The 19,284-nt window shown below is 41.8% G+C and carries 19 protein-coding genes; all 19 read left to right on the forward strand.

From position 1 onward, the window contains the following. The first annotated feature begins 206 nt into the window (after positions 1 to 206). A complete protein-coding gene (locus tag A361_RS12025) occupies positions 207 to 3,602 on the forward strand; it encodes a DUF2157 domain-containing protein (RefSeq protein ID WP_236888033.1) in 3,396 nt (1,131 codons plus the stop codon). 344 nt (positions 3,603 to 3,946) lie between these two features. Continuing rightward, complete coding sequence (locus A361_RS12030; RefSeq protein ID WP_019382964.1) at positions 3,947 to 5,254, forward strand: phenylacetate--CoA ligase family protein; 1,308 nt, start codon at positions 3,947 to 3,949, stop codon at positions 5,252 to 5,254. Between the two features lie 34 nt (positions 5,255 to 5,288). Beyond that, on the forward strand, positions 5,289 to 6,248 hold the full coding sequence (gene paaA / locus A361_RS12035) for a 1,2-phenylacetyl-CoA epoxidase subunit PaaA (RefSeq protein ID WP_009334763.1): 960 nt from the start codon (positions 5,289 to 5,291) through the stop codon (positions 6,246 to 6,248). 25 nt (positions 6,249 to 6,273) lie between these two features. After that, positions 6,274 to 6,624, forward strand: a complete 351-nt coding sequence (gene paaB, locus A361_RS12040; protein ID WP_009334762.1) for a 1,2-phenylacetyl-CoA epoxidase subunit PaaB — start codon at positions 6,274 to 6,276, stop codon at positions 6,622 to 6,624. After that, positions 6,617 to 7,438: a 1,2-phenylacetyl-CoA epoxidase subunit PaaC gene (gene paaC, locus A361_RS12045; protein ID WP_019382965.1), complete on the forward strand. Its 822-nt coding sequence runs from the start codon at positions 6,617 to 6,619 to the stop codon at positions 7,436 to 7,438. Before paaB ends, paaC begins: the two co-directional genes overlap by 8 nt. 21 nt (positions 7,439 to 7,459) lie before the next feature. Beyond that, positions 7,460 to 7,957, forward strand: coding sequence for a 1,2-phenylacetyl-CoA epoxidase subunit PaaD (paaD, locus tag A361_RS12050; protein WP_019382966.1), 498 nt, complete (start codon positions 7,460 to 7,462; stop codon positions 7,955 to 7,957). Between the two features lie 184 nt (positions 7,958 to 8,141). After that, on the forward strand, positions 8,142 to 8,450 hold the full coding sequence (locus tag A361_RS12055) for an EthD family reductase (protein ID WP_009334759.1): 309 nt from the start codon (positions 8,142 to 8,144) through the stop codon (positions 8,448 to 8,450). Further along, a complete protein-coding gene (locus A361_RS12060) occupies positions 8,443 to 9,222 on the forward strand; it encodes an enoyl-CoA hydratase-related protein (RefSeq protein ID WP_019382967.1) in 780 nt (259 codons plus the stop codon). Before A361_RS12055 ends, A361_RS12060 begins: the two co-directional genes overlap by 8 nt. Before the next feature lie 18 nt (positions 9,223 to 9,240). After that, positions 9,241 to 10,014 carry an enoyl-CoA hydratase-related protein gene (locus A361_RS12065; protein ID WP_019382968.1) on the forward strand — a complete coding sequence of 258 codons (774 nt, stop codon included), beginning with the start codon at positions 9,241 to 9,243 and terminating at the stop codon, positions 10,012 to 10,014. A 114-nt stretch (positions 10,015 to 10,128) separates the two neighbouring features. Then, on the forward strand, positions 10,129 to 10,995 hold the full coding sequence (locus A361_RS12070; RefSeq protein ID WP_019382969.1) for a 3-hydroxyacyl-CoA dehydrogenase: 867 nt from the start codon (positions 10,129 to 10,131) through the stop codon (positions 10,993 to 10,995). Next, positions 10,992 to 12,188, forward strand: coding sequence for a thiolase family protein (locus A361_RS12075; RefSeq protein WP_009334755.1), 1,197 nt, complete (start codon positions 10,992 to 10,994; stop codon positions 12,186 to 12,188). Before A361_RS12070 ends, A361_RS12075 begins: the two co-directional genes overlap by 4 nt. Positions 12,189 to 12,377: 189 nt before the next feature. Further along, a complete protein-coding gene (paaX, locus tag A361_RS12080; RefSeq protein ID WP_009334754.1) occupies positions 12,378 to 13,253 on the forward strand; it encodes a phenylacetic acid degradation operon negative regulatory protein PaaX in 876 nt (291 codons plus the stop codon). Positions 13,254 to 13,383: 130 nt separating this feature from the next. Next, entirely contained in the window at positions 13,384 to 13,866 is a 483-nt protein-coding gene (locus A361_RS12085) for a hypothetical protein (protein WP_019382971.1), read from the forward strand. Further along, positions 13,850 to 14,350 carry a hypothetical protein gene (locus tag A361_RS12090; RefSeq protein ID WP_009334752.1) on the forward strand — a complete coding sequence of 167 codons (501 nt, stop codon included), beginning with the start codon at positions 13,850 to 13,852 and terminating at the stop codon, positions 14,348 to 14,350. Before A361_RS12085 ends, A361_RS12090 begins: the two co-directional genes overlap by 17 nt. Before the next feature lie 144 nt (positions 14,351 to 14,494). Then, positions 14,495 to 15,445 carry an NAD(P)H-dependent flavin oxidoreductase gene (locus A361_RS12095; RefSeq protein WP_009334751.1) on the forward strand — a complete coding sequence of 317 codons (951 nt, stop codon included), beginning with the start codon at positions 14,495 to 14,497 and terminating at the stop codon, positions 15,443 to 15,445. A 261-nt stretch (positions 15,446 to 15,706) separates the two neighbouring features. Beyond that, complete coding sequence (locus A361_RS12100; RefSeq protein WP_009334750.1) at positions 15,707 to 16,717, forward strand: ABC transporter substrate-binding protein; 1,011 nt, start codon at positions 15,707 to 15,709, stop codon at positions 16,715 to 16,717. 194 nt (positions 16,718 to 16,911) lie between these two features. Further along, positions 16,912 to 17,943, forward strand: a complete 1,032-nt coding sequence (locus A361_RS12105; protein ID WP_019382972.1) for an ABC transporter permease — start codon at positions 16,912 to 16,914, stop codon at positions 17,941 to 17,943. Then, positions 17,918 to 18,712 carry an ABC transporter ATP-binding protein gene (locus A361_RS12110; RefSeq protein ID WP_009334748.1) on the forward strand — a complete coding sequence of 265 codons (795 nt, stop codon included), beginning with the start codon at positions 17,918 to 17,920 and terminating at the stop codon, positions 18,710 to 18,712. The genes A361_RS12105 and A361_RS12110 overlap by 26 nt, the downstream gene beginning before the upstream one ends. Positions 18,713 to 18,878: 166 nt before the next feature. Next, positions 18,879 to 19,268, forward strand: coding sequence for a thioesterase family protein (locus A361_RS12115; protein WP_009334747.1), 390 nt, complete (start codon positions 18,879 to 18,881; stop codon positions 19,266 to 19,268). Positions 19,269 to 19,284 lie beyond the last annotated feature (16 nt).

Here is a 19,284-nt window from a genome sequence, read left to right on the forward strand (position 1 = left end):
CAAGGGGTTTAAAAATTGGAGTGGGATAATTTGGGCAAGAAGCGCGCGCGAATCTCCTTAAAATCCCATTTCTTCCTGTAATTAAATAATATTTATATAAACATCCTTGAGAAGTAACAAATGCCAAAACAGGGATTGATTAATTAGTTTAAAATGTGTAAAATTACACTAATAGAAACAATCGAATATTATTCGATTTAAAAGAGGTGGATCCCTTGAAGCCCGAAACAGAAAAATATCATCAGAACATATTTCAAGTTGAACTTACGAAATTGAAAGATAAAGATTATATAACATCAGAACATTATGAAATCACCTTGAAAGCCCACTATCAGTACTATCAGGACCTTGAAGAGCTGAAGCAGTTGCAGGTTAAGGCAGCAAAAGCTGCAGAAGAAATCAAGCAAAAGCCCATTCAGACAGCAAAAAAAACAGTGAAAAAGAAATTATCTCAGGAAGAAATCCGTGAAAGAAACATTTCCTGGCTGCTGAATGTTGGAGTCATCCTGCTCCTTATCGGCGGACTTTTTGTGGCAACAAGCAATTGGGATACAATGTCAAATTTCATGAAAAGTGCATCCATTGCTGTTGTTTCACTTATTTTCTATGGCTTTGCCTTTATTTCGGGTAAGTTATTAAAGATAGAAAGAACGTCGTTTGCTTTTATTGTTCTAGGGAGTTTATTCTTGCCAATATTTATTTTATCCATAGGCTGGTTTCAATTGCTTGGCCCTTATCTTTCTTTTTATGGGGAAGGACGCTTTATACTCGGAGCAGCTGGCAGTTTACTGGTCGTTCCAGTATACAGTATATTTGCACAGAAGCTGGGCTCACGTCTTTTTGTATGGTTTGCTTATATTGCCCTGTCTGCTGGGGCAGGTTATACCCTGGCAGCATTCAATCTTGAAAATGACAGTTTTTATCTTGGTTTGATAATTTTCAATGCGCTGCTATCTGCAGCCTATCATCGCCTGAAAAAACAGGCTTCCCTTAAACTGTTTTCGGGAGAATTGATTTACTTTGCTCAAATCAATTTAGTAATCTCTACATTATTGATGCTTGTATTTTTCAATAGCCATGTTTTATACAGTCTGAATATTCTGCTGACGGCAGCCGTTTACTTATCAATGGTGTATGTAACAGGCAGGAAGGAGTTTCATTTTGTCTTCAGCTTACTGATTGTCTATGGTGCCTATCAGCTGATTGAAAATACGATTCTACATTTGGCAGGACCAGTTTTATTTGCGCTTATAGGGATTGGTTTTCTGTTTGTTCCTAGAGTTATGGATAAGCACTATTCCTGGGATAAGATATTTAGACTGACCAGTGCAGCGGTTTCCATACTTGCTTTTCTCTATATTTCAGTTGAAGGTCTCCTGTTAATGGCCGGCGAACCCTCTGCAGCACTGCTGCTGGCTTACATTATTCTTGCGGTGCAGTTTCTATATTTGGCAAATGTTATGGAAAACGGGCTATTTGCTTACTTGGCACCCGTGTTTTTAGCCTCTGCTCTATTTGAACTAGTATTAATGCTGGATAAAGCCGCCCCGTTCAATAATCTATCTTTACCTGTTTTCTTCATTGGCTTTGTGCTTTTTATAAGTTTAGGGTATCTGCTGAAGTATCCGCTCTTAAAAGTGGTGGAATCAAGCTCACGAGATGTGGCTGTTAGTATTATGTTATTTTCAGTTGTGACTGCAGCAGGATTACTTGATTGGCTCGCTGCAGGCTCCATGCTATTAATCTTTAGCTTTGTCATGTACCTCATGAATAAGGCTGAAAATAGGGTTTTTTATACAGAAGCAATTCCCTGGGCCATTCCTTTGTCAATCGGGTTTGCCTTTATGTTTTATGGTGAACATCTGCGAAGCTGCTCAAGCTTTTATCAGAATGAGTTAGGTATGGCCATGAATACCGTAATGGCAAGTATTGCCCTGCTTATCCTTTATGGCGCTCTTTCTAAGAAAGGGCACAAAACTCAAGCCGGAAACGTGTTTTTAATCTCATTGGGATTTTATACAATCTCACTATTTACAGCAGTTGCTTTGTCAATCAATGAAGTCTGGATGAGACCGGCAGTATTTATAGGCGGCATTATGATGTATCTTGCCCTGTATCGATTCCATAAACAAAGCTGGATTCCGTTTGTGTCAGCATCGATTTCACTTTTTGCTTATTTTATGATCTTGATTGGTTTGCCATTTAACTTTACATTTTTTAATTGGGTGCAATTTCCCCTAGGGGCATGGATTCTGCTTGGTGCGGCTTTCTATATTTCTAATAAAGACTTTGTCCTGTCAAGAGGGTTCAGCTGGATTGGCCATATTTTCATGCCGTTTGCCATGATCCTGACATTTTTTATCTATAGGGAAAATAGTTTCTGGTCCTTCCTGGTCACCCTGGCAGCCTATTGGATCAGTTTCAGGGTTTCTTTTAAAGAGTGGAAGGTAAAGATATTCCTCTACAGCTCATTCTTAACTTTGTTCATGGTAATCTTAACGGGAATGAATCATGTATGGGAAGAGAACTTCAGTGAGTATGCCGTTCTTTTAGTCAGCTGTGCCGTATTCTTATTCTGGCTAACCGGAAAAACTCAAGATAAAATGAGAAGTGTTTACTTTCTTATACCCTGGTCTGTGATTGGGATCCTGGCATTTTTAACTTCATATCCCTTTGGGGATGTGCCGTTTTTCGTTTCTATTATCTATTCTGCAGGATTTATCGTATATTTGCATAGAACTAAACTTGATATATTGACTGCAGTTCCATTGTTATTAATATGTACGGCAGTACTCAAATTCCTGTTCATTAACGGAATCGCTCCAGATATGAAAATTTTGGTTGTAGCTGGTTTCGGCCTGGCATCGGCAATCATCGGCAAAATGGTATATGCCAAAATTCTTATGAATAAAAAAGCTGATAGCTACACTATTTTCTCGCTGTTATTTTTCCTTACCGCCTATCTTTTTCCGGCAGTTTCCCTATGGGCGGAAGTTCTCCCTGGCCTCCTGATCAGCACACTTTTATTTTTACAGAGGGGCAGAATGGCATCAAAATACGTATGGCTGCCTGGATTGCTGTCGGGAGCGGTATTGCTGGAGCCTTATTATAGTTTACTAAAGAATATTGAGCTGCCGGACCTTTTCATAAGGGAGGCATACGTGCTTCCATGGATTATCCTGATTATTTTTGTCAAGAAAGTGCTTAAAGGGCAATACGCAGCACCGACTAACAAAATTCAGTGGTCAGTTCTAATAACGGTTTCCCTGCTGCTCGTACAGGATGGCCTTGCCAGCAATACGGTTTATGATGCACTTATAGTTGGCACGCTCTCCCTGATTTCAATGCTAGCTGGCTCCTTCCTGAGAATAAAGTCCTATTTCTTTGTTGGATCTGGGGTACTGCTCCTGAATGTGCTGCTGCAAACAAGACCTTATTGGGGAAATCTTCCTTGGTGGGCGTATCTTTTAATTGCAGGATCTATCCTCATTTCTGCAGCAAGCTATAATGAATGGCAGAAGCAAAAGACAGCTAAAGGTGAGGAGCCTTTAATATCTAAATGGAAAAATAGCATAAAGAATAAATTAAAAGAATGGTCCTAAGAAAGTTAACCTAGCCCTCGGGCTAGGTCTTTTTATTACTTCAGAATGTATAAATTTGTACGTCGATAACTGTCTAGCTTCAGCGCCTACCCCCTCGAGGTCACAAGCCAATCCTCCCAAAAAGGCAAAAAACTCCTTTCCGGAAGGCTCGTCTTGTGCTTGTCGGTGGTGATCAAGGCGCTTCCGCTTTTAAAAAAATGAGTAAATTTTCAGAAAATAAGTTGACTTTTACCTGTTTACACGGTATCTTTGTGTTAAATATATAACACTTATTTCATCTAACGATATTTTAACGTTATATAAAATTACTATCTTAATATGATGAAAATCTGGGAGGTCATGTCTTGATTCTGCATGATATTGAAACGGAAAGCCGCGATTTTATAGAACAATTGCAGTTGGACCGGCTCAAGCAGACAGTGGAAAGAGTATTTAATCATGTGCCTTTTTATCGGAAAAAGTTTTTGGAAAGTAATATTGCACCTGAAGACGTTAACAGCCTGAATGATATTCAAAAGCTGCCCTTTACTGTTAAAGCAGATTTGCGGGAACATTACCCATTCGGGCTTTTTGCTGTGGATAAAAAAGAAATTGTCCGTCTGCACGCTTCATCGGGAACGAGCGGAAAGCCGACTGTAGTGGGCTACACACGAAATGACATCAAAATGTGGAGCAATCTGATAGCCAGGGCAATCTCCATCGGAGGAGGCGAACCTGGTCAGACATTGCATAATGCTTACGGATACGGCCTCTTTACAGGTGGATTGGGACTGCATTATGGCAGCGAACAGCTTGGCATGGCTACCGTACCCGTTTCTGGAGGAAATACTGACAGACAAATTATGCTGATTCAAGACTTTAAGCCTGAAGTTATTTGCGGAACTCCTTCCTACATCCTTAATTTAGCAGAGAAGATGGAGGAGAGGGGAATGGACCCGGCTGATACATCATTAAAGTATGGTATTTTTGGTGCAGAGCCCTGGTCCGAAGAAATGAGGAAAACACTAGAAGCTAAGCTTGGGATTAAAGCATGCGATATTTATGGGCTAAGTGAGGTTCTTGGACCAGGTGTAGCCATGGAATGCCATGAATCCCAGGACGGCCTGCACATTGCAGAGGATCATTTTTATGCAGAAGTAATCGATCCGAAAAAAATGACACCGCTTCCAAACGGAGAGGAAGGGGAGCTTGTTTTTACAAGTTTAACGAAGGAAGCTTTTCCGGTGATTCGCTACCGAACGGGTGATATCGCCTCCCTTTCTAAAGAGAAGTGTGTTTGCGGGAGAACAACGCTTCGAATGAGCCGTGTGAAAGGACGCATAGACGATATGCTTAATGTAAATGGTGTAAACGTCTTTCCTTCCGAAATCGAACGGTGCATTCTTCAGATGCCTGAGCTTTCTCCCCACTACCATATCCAAGTGTATAACAAGGGAAGTTTAAAAGTTTTGGAGCTTCATGCTGAATGGAGCGAAGAGTTTTATAGAGATATGGGAGAAGCAGAACATGTAAAAAAGAAGATCAAGGAAGCAGTGAAGCAAAATTGCTTTATTACCATTGGACTTGTTCTCCATCCGCCTAAAACGCTGCCAAGATCGGATGGGAAAGCTGTCAGAATTGTAAATCCGGCAGTGGAAAATGCGGTAACCTGAATCAGTAATTTTTAACTCGACGGGGGTGAATCACATGTCAGAGGCTCTTTTCTTTCAAGAGATGACGGAAGAACAAAAATACGAGCAGTTCATGAAACGCATAAATGCAGGAGAGAAAATTGAAGCGGATGATTGGATGCCTGAAGATTACCGAATGACATTAATCAAATTGATTTCGATGCATGGTATCAGTGAAATTATGGGAGCACTTCCTGAAAAGGAATGGGTGCCGAAAGCCCCTTCATTAAAACGCAAGCTGGGTATCATGGCAAAGGTGCAGGATGAGATGGGGCATGGACAGCTGCTGCTTCGTGTTGCAGAGGATTTAATGAAGCCTCTTGGGAAAACCCGCGAAGATATTATGCAGGATTTATTTAGCGGAAGACTGAAATTCCACAATGTTTTTCATATGGAGGCTCCAACATGGGGGGATGCCGGGCTGATCGGCTGGCTGGTTGACGGTGCTGCTATCATTACCCAGACCAATATGCTTAATGCTTCATATGGGCCCTATGCAAGAGCACTTAAACGGATTTGCGCGGAAGAGGTTTTTCATGCCCAGCATGGTGAAGCAATCATCATGGCACTGGCTGAAGGAACGGCGGAGCAGAAAGCGATGGTTCAGGATGCGGTTAACCGCTGGTGGGAAGCGCTGTTAATGTTCTTTGGCCCTGGTGATGCCTCTACTACCGGCACTTCCAAACAGGATACAACGATAAAATATAGAATCCGGACAAAGACGAACGAAGACTTAAGGCAGGACTTTTTTACAAAGTATATTCCGCGCGTTCTCTCGCTTGGCCTTAAACTGCCGGATGAGACAATGCATTTTGACCAGAATCAGGAGCTTTGGGTCTATAGGCAGCCTGACTGGAATAAGTTCAAGGACATTATTAAAAATAATGGGCCAAAATCTCAGGAGCGACTCGGGCTTCGCCGCACAGCTTATGAGACTAACAGATGGGTGCGCGAAGCTCTCAATACTGCAAACTAAACCGTTCAGATGGGAGGGGTCTCCTTTGGGAAACGAAGGATTTTATCAGGAATTCGAAGTCTTTAGTCAAAGAACCGATACCTCGCCTCTGCAATATCAATTTTCCCTGCTGGCACCAAATCGCGAGCTTGCACTCGTCATGGCACAGGAAAATTTTATGCGGAGAGAACCGGTTGCTGATATCTGGGTCGTCAAACGCTCTGATATCCGGAAGCTGACACCGGAAGAAAAGCAATCACTTCAGCGTTTGGATAACAAAGAGTACCGCACGACAAAAGGATACGGATATTTGAAGAAAAAGTGGCGCCACTACGAGCAGGAAATGCTTGATGAGAAGGAAATTCTATCATGGGGAGGGATGAAGAAAGATGACTGAGCCAGTTAATAAAATGCCAATCGGCGCTGGGATAAAGCCGGCACTGACATCATTATTATATCAGCTTGCTGACGATGACTTCATCCTTGCTTACCGGGGTTCAGAGTGGCTTGGGCTGGCGCCTCATATAGAGGAGGATGTCGCCTTTTCATCCATCAGCCAGGATACCATGGGTCACGCCGCCATGTTTTATCAGCTGCTGGAGGATCTTGGAGAAGGCACTGTAGACAGTCTTGCCCATGCGAGAAAAGCGGCCGAAAGGAGAAATGCTGTCCTTTTGGAAGCGGTAAATGGTCCAGGTCATTACTTGTCTACAGCACAATATGACTGGGCATTCGCAGTAGCAAGAAATTATTTTTATATCCAATCAAAAAAAATCAGATTGGACTCTCTGAAAAATTCTTCTTATCAGCCTTTAGCCGAGGTGGCATTAAAGGTTAATATGGAGCTTTATTATCATCTCCTTCACTGGAAAACATGGTTTAACCAGCTGATGAAGGCTGGCGGGGAAGCCAGAACGAGAATGGAATCAGCCATTGGGAAGGTTTTAGCCGATTTTGAAGGAGTTATAACATTGGGACCGCTGGCAAAAGATATGGCGGAACATGGTCTTATTGAACCGGAAGAGGTGTTAAAGCAGCGATGGCTGCTTATCATGAAGCCTGTTTTTGAATCTATCAATCTGGCAGTCTCAGAGGCAGACCTTGCAATGAAAAATGGCAATGGCCGTATAGGAGAGCATACAGCCGACCTTGATGCTGCTTTAGCCACTTTGAGCGAGGTGTATAATATAAATCCAGCTGCAAGCTGGTAAGTTCTTTAAAGGGTGATGTAAATGGAGCAGGATCAAATGTTGATAAAAACCGCGTTGGAGGCGCTTCATAATGTTATGGACCCTGAAATAGATACCATTTCTATTGTTGATTTAGGAATGCTGGAGCATATTGAGGTGGAGGGCAATTCAGTAATGGTGAAACTCCTGCCTACTTTTATGGGATGCCCTGCACTGGATATCATTCGAAAAAACGTGGAAATCGAAATAGACAAGGCAGGGATATTTGAAAAAATAGAAGTCCGGTTTATCTATCATCCGCCCTGGACGTCTGACCGGGTAACAGAAACAGGAAGGTTAAAGCTAAAGGAATTCGGGATTGCGCCGCCTCCAAAATTAATAAGTGAAACAGGTGAATGGCATGTGGATTGCCCTTTTTGCGGATCCACATATACGACAATGGAAAACCTGTTTGGTCCTACAGCCTGCCGCAGTATTTTATACTGCAAATCCTGCAGGAACCCCTTTGAAGCTATGAAGCCTGTATCAACGATGATGTAGATAAGGACTTTCGAATCTGTTATAAAAACCGGTCAAATTGTGTCTAATGCTATTTTAAGATGCTGGATAAACTGTTAATTCTTTATTGATAAATTCCTGGAGATAACACAAATAACATATGAATCCGGCTCCAGGAATACTATTAAATGAATCAAATCCACTAAACCTGAAAGGAAGTTGACAAATGGTAAAATTAATCGCTCTTTATAAGCACCCTGAAAATAAGGAGGCATTTGATGACCATTATTTTAATACGCACGCGCCGCTTACAGCCAAAATTCCGGGTCTCCGCAAGATGGAGGTTACAAAAATTGTTGGCAGTCCTATGGGGGGCGAAGGGAAGTACTATTTGATGTGCGAAATGTACTATGACAGCCATGAAGCTTTACAGGAGGCTATGAGAACAGATGAAGGCAAGGCATCAGGAAAAGACGCCATGAAATTTGCAGGTGATATTATCACTCTTATGATTGGTGAGGAAGCAGATGAGTAAAAGCTATGAAGCTATTGAAGTTTCACAGCATGGAAAGCTTGGCTTAATTGCTTTAAACCGCCCAAAAGTCTTAAATGCAATCAACCGCTCAATGATTTCAGAGATTCTGGATGCGATGGAAGGGTTTGAGGCTGACAGCAACATTAAGGCTATCGTATTATGCGGCAATGGCAGAGCATTTGCTGCCGGAGCAGATATTGATGAGATGGCAAACGACCAGACAATAGATTTTGAGCTTCGCAATCAATTTAAAGATTGGGATCGCCTTGCCATGATCAAGAAACCGATTATAGGGGCGGTTCATGGTTTTGCCCTTGGCGGGGGCTTTGAGCTTGCTTTATGCTGTGATTTGCTTTTTGCCGCTGATAATGCGGAATTTGGCTTTCCTGAGGTAAACCTGGGAGTAATGCCTGGCGCAGGCGGCACACAGAGGCTTACTAAGCTTGTTGGGAAAACGAAAGCAATGGAATGGCTTTTTACCGGCAAAAGAATCACGGCCAAAGAAGCGCTTCAACATGGCATCGTCAACCAGCTTATATCAGAAGAGCTTCTTTTGGAAGAAACGATAAAAGCGGCTGAACAAATTTCCAATCAGGCGCCAATTGCGATACGCCTCATAAAGGAAGCAGTCCTTAAGGCAGTTGATACATCATTAAATGAGGGAATGGAATTCGAACGGAAGAATTTTTATTTATTATTCTCGACAGAAGATCAAAAAGAAGGAATGAATGCCTTTATTGAAAAACGCAAGCCGCAATTTAAAGGGAAGTAGAGGAGGTGTACATAGCAAATGTTTGAAACGGTGAAATATGAGGTCGCAAAGGGTGTTGCTTGGATTTCATTAAACCGCCCGGATAAACTGAATGCATTCACAGAACAGCTTAATAAAGAGGTTCAGCAGTCCATAAAACAGGCAAGCCGGGATAAAGAAGTCAGATGTCTTGTTATCACAGGCGAAGGACGTGCATTTTGCTCTGGCCAGGACCTTCAGGGAGTAAATGAGGATATGGATCACGGCGAGGTACTCCGCCGATTCTATAATCCAATGGTATTGGAGCTTCATAAATGTAAGAAGCCGGTTATCGCAGCGGTCAATGGGGTGGCAGCAGGTGCAGGCATGAGTCTCGCATTAGCATGCGATTTCAGGCTTCTATCTGATAAAGCCAGTTTTTTAGAAGCTTTTGTCCATGTCGGGCTGGTGCCTGATGCCGGGAATCTCTACTTTCTTCCAAAGCTGATCGGTCATGCGAAAGCCATGGAGCTTGCAGTGCTCGGTGAAAAGGTTAATGCTCAGGAAGCCAAAGAGCTTGGCCTGGCTACTAAGGTAATTCCTATGGAGAAATGGCAGGATGAAATAACTGCTTTTGCAGAAAGGCTTGCCAGCATGCCGACAGCGGCCATTGCGATAATAAAGAAAAACCTGAAAGCGAGCTGGGAATCCACTTTAGAAGAATGTTTGGAGAGAGACGCACAGGGACAGCGGCTGGCTGGCCTTACTCTTGACCATAAAGAGGGTGTTGCCGCATTTATGCAAAAGCGAAAGCCTGTGTTTCAAGGGAAATAGACTTTGCTGGATTAAATTAGAATCCTATTAAAATATTTGCCCGTTTTATGTTCTTCTTGCGAGCATCTCGTTTCGGGTGCTCGCATTTTTATAAACTGAAAGGGGGATTACACCATGAAAAATATAGTCGTAATCGGTTCAGGCGTGATGGGGCGGGGGATTGCGTACGTCAGTGCAATCGGAGGATTTTACACCACTCTTGTAGATATCAGCCGGGAACAATTGACCCGTGCGGAAAGAGAGATTGATAGCATCTTTGAAAAAGGACTCGCCAGGAATAAAATAACAGCCGCTGATATGGAAGCAGGCAAAAATCGTCTTACCTATTCTGTAAGTCTTGCTCAGCATGTAAGTGCAGCTGATCTTGTTATTGAGGCAGTCCCTGAAGTGATGGATATTAAGAAAAATATTTTTGAGGTGATTGACCAGCACGCACCTGAGCACTGCTGTTTTGCAACAAACACCTCTACCATGAGTCCAACCGAGATTGGATCATTTACAAAACGTCCGGACAAAGTGATTGCCATGCATTTCTTTAATCCCGTCCAAAAAATGCCGCTTGTTGAAATTATTAAAGGGCTTGAAACCAGCGAAGAAACAGCACAGTCAATTAAACGTGCTGCTGAGCAAATGGGGAAAGAAACAGTAGTTATTAATGAGTTTCCAGGATTTGTAACGAGCAGAATCAGTGCGCTCGTTGGTAATGAGGCATTTTATATGCTGCAGGAAGGTCTCGGCACACCTGAAGAAATTGATAAGGCAATTAAGCTTGGGCTGAATTATCCAATGGGGCCATTCGAGCTTGGCGATCTTGTCGGCCTCGATACACGCCTGAATAATTTAAAATACCTTCACAGTAAGCTGGGAGAAAAATACCGGCCGGCACCGCTCCTTGAACAATATGTAAAAGCTGGAAGGCTTGGACGCAAGTCGGGCAGGGGTGTTTTTGATTACACTGCCAGAGAGGGAGTTAAGCAATGAGAAAAGCAGTAATTGTGGATGCTGTCAGGACTCCGATCGGAAGATATAAAGGCGGGTTAAAGGATATTCGTCCGGATGATTTGGGAGCTATCGTCATTAGGGCTCTGCTGGATAGAAATCCGATGGTGAATCCTGCAGAAATTGAAGAGGTCATACTGGGAAATGCCAATCAGGCAGGAGAAGATAATCGCAATGTAGCCAGGATGGCAGCTTTGCTTGCCGGTTTGCCTGTCGAAGTGGCTGCTTCAACTGTTAACCGGCTTTGCGGGTCTGGTTTAGATGCTGTTAATTATGCTGCACGGGCCATTTTAGCCGGAGAAGGAGATATTTTTATTGCAGGCGGTACGGAAAGCATGACACGTGCCCCATTTGTCATGGCAAAACCAAGCAGCGAGTTTCCAAGAGGGAATATGGAGATGTATGACACTACCATCGGGTGGCGATTTACAAATAGCAGGCTTGAGAAAATGTACGGTGCTGAAAGCATGCCCAAGACAGCAGAAAATGTTGCAGAAAAGTATGGCATATCGCGTGAAGAGCAGGATCTGTTTGCTTTAGAAAGCCAGAAGAGAGCAAAATCAGCTATTGAAAAAGGCAAATTCGACGATGAAATCATTCCTGTTACATACATGGATAAAAAAGGGGATGAAATAACGATTTCATGTGATGAGCATCCCCGTCCGGAAACTACTTTTGATAAGCTCTCAAGCTTAAAACCCATTTTTCAGGGGGGAACTGTAACAGCAGGCAATGCTTCAGGTATTAACGACGGTGCATCTGTATTGCTGCTGATGTCAGAGGAAAAAGCGAGTGAACTTGGATTACAGCCCCTTGGAACTTATATTGTTTCCGCAACAGCAGGGCTTGAGCCTTCGATTATGGGGGCAGGTCCTGTTTATTCCACTCAGAAAGCCTTGAAGAGGGCTGGTCTTACGATGAATGATATAGACTTAACCGAATTAAATGAAGCTTTTGCTTCACAATCCCTTGCCTGCATTAAAGAACTTGGCGCCGATTCGGAGCGGGTAAATGTAAATGGCGGAGCGATTGCATTTGGCCACCCGCTTGGGGCGAGCGGTGCCCGTATTCTGACAACTTTATTGCATGAAATGAAGCGCAGGAATTCAAAATACGGCCTGGCAACGATGTGTGTGGGAGTTGGGCAGGGGATTTCTACAATCGTCGAGCGATGACCATAGAGACTTTTTACTCTACGGTTTTTATGGTTTATAAAGACTTGGGCGGTATAGAATGAAGGCAGAGGCAGTCAAATTATTTAGTATGCCGAAAAAGTATTGTTCAAAACTATCTAATTTTAGTACAATTGTATATAACGAATTTTTTCCGTTCAACCCACATGATGAAATGAGGATGAATGCAAGTTGAATACAAGGTCAATGATTTTCACACTTTATGGCGATTATATTTCACATTATGGAAGCAACATTTGGATTGGCAGCCTTATCAAGCTTTTAAGCGAATTTGGGCATAATGATCAGTCTGTCAGAGCTGCTATTTCAAGAATGAATAAGCAGGGATGGGTAAGTGCAGAAAAGATCGGCAATAAAAGCTATTATTCCTTAACGCCAAGAGGGCAGAAAAGGATTGAGGAAGCGGCTAAGCGTATCTTTAAATTAAAGCCTGAAGAGTGGGATGGCAAGTGGCGAATGCTTATGTATACCATCCCGGAAGAAATCCGCAATGTGCGTGATGAATTGCGGAAGGAACTAGTTTGGAGCGGTTTTGGCTCCATGTCCAGCAGCTGCTGGATCTCAGCTAATAATCTTGAGAAACAAGTATTTGATTTGATTGAGAAATATGAAATTGCCGACTATGTTGATTTCTTTATTGCCAGGTATGCAGGTCCGCATAAGAATATCGAAATTGTTGAAAAAAGCTGGAACCTGACAGAAATCAATGAAAGATACCAGGAGTTTATTTCGGAATACAGCCAGAAATATATCATTGATAAAAATAAAATCCAGAAGGGGAATATGACTGATGCAGAATGTTTTGTGGAAAGAACAAAGCTTGTGCATGAATACCGGAAATTCCTTTTTGTGGATCCGGGGCTTCCCGAAGAACTTCTTCCTGATAAATGGCTGGGCGGTCATGCTGCTGCTTTATTCAGTGAATATTATAAAGAACTGGCAGAACCGGCATCAAGGTTTTTTGAAAGTGTTTTTAAGGAAGGAAATGAACTTAAAAACAGGGATGCTGATTATGACGCATTAAATCATCCCTATATGGTTGAGTGAGAAAGAGCCATCTTGCAGGCAGGATGGCTCTTTCATTTATACAATCATAGGATTAATGAATAAATGCATCTTACCAAAACAATATTAAATGTATGATGGTATTTAAAAATAAGCCTCATAAGGTGATTTAATGATTCTGCCTGCGACAATTGTAATTGCATTTTATACACTAAGTTTCTTTTTCTTTATAGAAAAAAAGCTTTCCTTTTTGCAAAACTCTCTGGTTCTTATGCTAATTTCAATTGCAGCCCGAAATTACACAACCATACTTGCTCTTCAATTAAAGTGGATTCATATTACAGAAGATTCTATTTTATTTATTGTATTCTTGATTCATCGTGAAATTATTGGCCCCATTCTAGTTCTTATGTTTATAAATATTTATTGGAAAACTCCATCTGGTGTAAAAAGGATAACTGTCTTCGCCTTATTCTTAATCTGTCTTCTTGGTATGGATCTTTTCAGCAGCACTTCTGGAGTAATTACATATTTAAACTGGAATTTACTCAAAGCTGGCATAGGTAATACTGCTTTCTTGATTGCCGGCCTCGGATTATCCAAGGTGTTAATGTATCTAATGCAGGAGTCTACTAATTATGGTAAAGGTTTATGAAAGAGCTTTTGACGCAAATGAATGGTTTGTATTGGCCAATTTACTGGTATCGCTAATTCTTATATGGAAACTGCCTAAAAAATTTTCTGGCTTGGAAACGGCAGTACATATCACCATAGGCATATTTATCGGGATGTTCTTCGATCACACCATAAGTGTCGGGGCGTGGGATTATTATGATGTCAATGATACATCAAAATATCAATTCATTGATTTTTTAAGCTATATTATGTACGGGCCATACAGTTACTTTTTCATTTATTTATATGTGAAATTAAATCTAAAGGGATATATGAATATCCTGTATGTCACACTCTGGTCTATTTTGGCTGTAGTGATTGAATGGTTCTCTGTTAAGCTCGGCATATTTCATTATGAAAAGGGCTATCAGATGGCCTGGTCTTTCCCTATATATGCATTTGTTCAGACCCTGCAAATAATGTTTTATAAAATTTCGCTGAAAATGGAAAAGGGGAATGAATAGAGGCCTGTCTGCAAAACGGCGATGTGAATGAAAGGGTATTTTACCTGAGGCATTGACTGCATCCTTCATTGTTAAGTATATGTGCTCCTAATTGTCAAACTATTAAAATTAGTATAACATTATTTTAACGAAGGAGGAATTTGATTGAATATATTAACGGACATTTTAAATATTAAATATCCAATTATTCAGGGCGGCATGGGGAATATCAGCAATGCCATTTTAACAGCGGCAGTCTCGGAAGCTGGAGGGCTGGGCACCATCGGAGCAGGAACAATGCCTCCTGAGGATGTTGAGAAGATAATTGAGGAAACAAGAAGTTTAACAAATAAGCCATTTGCAGTTAATGTAGCATTAAGTGTCTCCCCTTATGTAAAGGAAATCCTTTCCCTTGTAATTAAACATAAGATTCCAGCCGTATCCCTTTCGGCGGGAAACCCGACTCCTTTTATCCCTAAGCTGCATGAAAAAGGTGTGAAAGTTATAACTGTAGCTGCTTCAGTAAGACAGGCGCTGAAAGCAGAGACAGCCGGTGCGGATATTATTGCTGCTGAAGGGTATGAGGCAGCAGGAATCAATAGTTCTCTTGAAACCACTACACTCGTATTAATCCCTCAAATTACAGGAGTGGTGTCAGTCCCTGTCGTGGCTGCCGGGGGTATCGGTGATGGCAAAGGGCTTGCTGCCATGCTTGCCCTGGGGGCAAGCGGTGTGCAAATGGGCACTAGATTCATAGCAACCAAGGAAGCACCATTCCACCCGCAATATAAACAGAAAATTATTGAAGCATCCGATCATGAAACCCTTATAGTGGGGCGTTCAGTTGGAAGAATAAGAAGAGTGCTTTCCACCGGGTATGCCAATAAATTGCTGGATTACGAAAAACAGGGCATCAGTCTTGATGAGTTTAATAAACTTACTTCAGAAGACTATCATAAAATTGGAGCAATAAATGGAAACGGTGATGAAGGGTTTATGAACAGCGGGCAGATAGCTGGCCTGATTGCTGATCTTCCAAGCGTAAAGGAGCTTTTGGATAATATGATAGAGGATGCTAAACTTCAGCTTCATAAGGCTAAAAAGCTATTAAACTAGCAAGCAGGCAGTTATATTCCTGCTTGTTTTCTTTATGCCATTATAACTTATTAAAATATATTAAATTTTTAGAATATTATTGACACTCAAATGCTTAGGGTGATAATATAACGTTGTATTTACGATATTGAAAGTAAATATCATATAAATGGTGAAAACCATTTTGCGTACTGTTTTCCACTTCGAGATGTAAGCGCATACATAGCAGGATTAAACTATCAGCAAGCTGATAGTTAATAAATTTGAATAGGGGGTCATATAATGAAAAAATCGTTAAAAGCTCTTTCCTTATTAATGGCTGCAGGAATGCTTGTTTTAAGCGGCTGCGGAGAGGAAAAATCCAGTGGTTCTTCTTCAGAAGGAGATGAGAAGAAGCAATACACAATTGGCATCACACAATTTGTTGAACATCCATCTTTAGATGCTGCGACAGAGGGATTTAAAAAAGCATTGGAAGATGAAGGCTTTAAAGAAGGCGATAATGTAAAATTCGATTTCCAAAATGCTCAGGCTGACATGAATAACACGCAGTCGATCGCTAATAATTTTGTCGGCGATAAAGTGGATATGATTTTTGCAAATGCTACTCCGAGTGCCGTGAGTGCTCTAAATGCGACGAAGGACATTCCTATCCTTTTCACATCTGTTACAGACCCTGTTGGAGCCGGCCTTGTTGAATCCTTTGATCAGCCTGGAGACAATATTACAGGTACTACAGATAACCACCCGGAAGGAACTTCAAAAACAATTGATTTTATGATTGATGAAGCGGGTGTTAAGAATATTGGCATCATTTACAATTCTGGAGAGCAAAATTCCGAGGTACAGGTTAAGCAGGTAAAAGAACTTGCAGAACCAAAAGGAGCAAAAATTGTTGAAGCATCTGTTTCAACCTCTGCTGAAGTTAAGCAGGCGGCCGACTCTCTTGTTGGAAGGGTAGACGCCATATATATCCCAACAGATAACACGGTTGTGTCTGCGCTTGAATCGGTTATATCTGTCGCTGACAGCAAAAAGATCCCTTTATTTGTGGGTGAACTGGATTCCATGAAACGCGGGGCTATTGCAGCCAGCGGATTCAACTATTTTGATCTAGGTTATCAGACAGGCAAAATGGCCGCTGAGATCTTAAAAGGAAATAAAAAGCCATCTGAAATTCCTGTTGAGCTTCCTGGAAGCCTCAAACTGGTGATCAATAAAAAAGCAGCTGAAGCACAAGGACTGGAAGTAAAAGAAGAATGGGCTGATTTCGCTGAGTTCCATGAAGAGTAAATGTAAATCTGCCGGCTGACAATGCAATATCCAGCCGGCTGCTTTCTAAGCTATTAGCCAAGAAGAAAAGCGGAAGCGCCTTGCCGATCCTCAACACCTTGAGGGGGGCGGCGCTCCTACTAAAAGCTATCGCTTTTAGTCGAGTGACGGCATGTTTTAATTTCTTATTCAATTTATAAAGGGTGTGATTCTTAGTGTTTACAGCCATATTCGGTGCGTTTGAGTCAGGTATTATTTACGCAATTATGGCACTTGGAGTTTATTTATCGTTCAGGGTCCTTGACTTTCCTGATTTAACAGTCGATGGAAGTTTTGTGACTGGAGCGGCGGTAGCCGCAACCATGATTGTCAGCGGTGCTAATCCTTTTTTGGCTACGATTACTGCCTTATTTGCAGGTTTTATTGCCGGCTGCCTTACTGGTATTATTCATACTTTCGGAAAAATCAATGCGCTTTTATCAGGAATCCTTATGATGATTGCTCTGTATTCAATAAACCTTCGTATCATGGGTAAATCAAATGTTCCGCTCTTGAACACAGAAACTGCTATTACACATGTCAGGGATTTTTGGGATAAAACAGGAATTGATTCTTTTTTCAACAGTCTATTGACCATGGCGGGACTTGGCGGCAGCCTCCCGAGAACATGGGGCATTATCATATTTATGTTAGTTGTAACATTTGCAATAAAATTTTTGACAGATCGGTTTCTTCAGACGGAGATTGGTTTAGCTTTAAGGGCTACAGGCGACAACAAGAGAATGATCCGCAGTCTTTCTGCCAACACCAACATGATGGTGATTTTGGGGCTCGGCCTTTCCAATGCAATGGTCGCTTTCTCCGGAGCATTGATTGCCCAGCAGGGAGGATTCGCCGATGTTGGTATGGGTATCGGAATGATTATCATTGGGCTTGCTTCAGTCATCATCGGTGAAGCGTTATTTGGCACAAAAACCATTGCCAGAACTACTCTCGCGGTTATTGGCGGAGCAATTATCTACCGCATTGTAGTGACCATGGCACTGAGGGTAGAGTTCCTGGAACCGGGTGATATGAAGCTGATTACAGCAACAATTGTAATCCTTGCTTTAATAATGCCGAAGATTATTGACCGCACTAAGGAGAAGAAACGGAAAGCCAAAAGACTGGCAGGAAGCATGAACATAAGTGAATTGCCATCAGGCGGAAAGGGTGAGACTGGTGCTGCAATTAAATCAGATTCATAAAGTCTTCAATGAAGGGACTCCAGATGAAAAGATTGCACTTGATACGATCAATCTCACATTAAATGAGGGGGACTTTGTCACCGTAATTGGAAGTAATGGCGCAGGGAAGTCCACTTTAATGAATATTATCTCCGGTGTCATGATTCCTGATGTCGGCTCCGTTTATATCGATGGCCAAAATGTCACGGGCATGTCTGAATATAATCGGGCAAAGCTCATAGGCCGGGTTTTTCAGGATCCGATGGCTGGTACCGCTCCGTCCATGACAATTGAAGAAAATCTTGCCATGGCATATTCAAGAAATAAAACAAGATCATTAAAAAAAGGAGTTACGAAAAAGCGCAAAGACTATTTTCGAGAAGTTCTGGAAACCCTCCATCTCGGCCTTGAAAACCGTCTAAATGCAAAGGTTGGTTTATTATCAGGAGGAGAGCGGCAGGCACTTTCATTACTAATGGCTACCTTCACAGAGCCATCCATTCTATTGCTCGATGAACATACCGCTGCTCTTGATCCGGCTCGTGCAGAGCTTATAACGAATCTGACAAAAGAAATTGTTAAAAAGTACAATTTAACCACTTTAATGGTCACTCATAATATGCAGCAGGCGCTGGATTTAGGTAATAGGCTGATTATGATGGATAAAGGCCAGATTATTCTTGAAGTAGATGATGAACAGAAACAGCATCTGACAATTGAACAGCTGCTAAACGAATTTCAGCGGATTCGCGGAACAAAAATGGCAAGTGATCGTGCTTTGCTTTCTTAGAAAAATAAAAAGGATTAGCCAATTTTGCTGGTTAATCCTTTTTGCATGGAAGGGAATCAAAAGAATTTTTAAAGTTTTTACAATTTATTGACTATTTATTTAACGTAATGTTATCATATCGTTAAATAAACGTCATACATATTTTATGTATTACAGGAGGGATGGTATGAAACCTGGGCTGCAAATTGGGAACCAGGCAGTTGTCCATGCAGTGGTTTCCCCTGAGATGTTCGCACAGTTTGAAGGGGAGGTCATTCATCCTGCCTATTCAACCGTAACGATGATCTATCACATGGAATGGGCATCACGCCTGCTGATCATCCCCTACTTGGATGAGGAAGAAGAAGGGATCGGGGGAGCTGTTTCTGCCAGGCATTTATCCCCTTCACCTGAAGGCTCATCCATTATCATAACGGCTACCGTATCCAAGCTGGATGGAAATTCAGTTTACTCAACTGTTACAGTCCATAATGGAAAAATACTGGCTGGCGAAGGTGAAGTCAAACAGGTAATTCTGAAGAAAAGCAGGATTGCAGAAATGTTAAAGAGAGATTAAAAGATTAGATGCAGCT

The organism is Cytobacillus oceanisediminis 2691 (assembly GCF_000294775.2).
GTDB lineage: Bacteria > Bacillota > Bacilli > Bacillales > Cytobacillaceae > Cytobacillus > Cytobacillus pseudoceanisediminis.

Bases quoted from the DNA above. Each gene is read 5' to 3' on its own strand.
- paaA (WP_009334763.1), top strand. From the start codon at position 5,289: ATGTCAGAGGCTCTTTTCTTTCAAGAGATGACGGAAGAACAAAAATAC.
- paaC (WP_019382965.1), top strand. From the start codon at position 6,617: ATGACTGAGCCAGTTAATAAAATGCCAATCGGCGCTGGGATAAAGCCG.
- paaD (WP_019382966.1), top strand. From the start codon at position 7,460: ATGGAGCAGGATCAAATGTTGATAAAAACCGCGTTGGAGGCGCTTCAT.
- A361_RS12055 (WP_009334759.1), top strand. From the start codon at position 8,142: ATGGTAAAATTAATCGCTCTTTATAAGCACCCTGAAAATAAGGAGGCA.
- A361_RS12060 (WP_019382967.1), top strand. From the start codon at position 8,443: ATGAGTAAAAGCTATGAAGCTATTGAAGTTTCACAGCATGGAAAGCTT.
- A361_RS12065 (WP_019382968.1), top strand. From the start codon at position 9,241: ATGTTTGAAACGGTGAAATATGAGGTCGCAAAGGGTGTTGCTTGGATT.
- A361_RS12070 (WP_019382969.1), top strand. From the start codon at position 10,129: ATGAAAAATATAGTCGTAATCGGTTCAGGCGTGATGGGGCGGGGGATT.
- A361_RS12075 (WP_009334755.1), top strand. From the start codon at position 10,992: ATGAGAAAAGCAGTAATTGTGGATGCTGTCAGGACTCCGATCGGAAGA.
- A361_RS12085 (WP_019382971.1), top strand. From the start codon at position 13,384: ATGATTCTGCCTGCGACAATTGTAATTGCATTTTATACACTAAGTTTC.
- A361_RS12090 (WP_009334752.1), top strand. From the start codon at position 13,850: ATGGTAAAGGTTTATGAAAGAGCTTTTGACGCAAATGAATGGTTTGTA.
- A361_RS12100 (WP_009334750.1), top strand. From the start codon at position 15,707: ATGAAAAAATCGTTAAAAGCTCTTTCCTTATTAATGGCTGCAGGAATG.
- A361_RS12115 (WP_009334747.1), top strand. From the start codon at position 18,879: ATGAAACCTGGGCTGCAAATTGGGAACCAGGCAGTTGTCCATGCAGTG.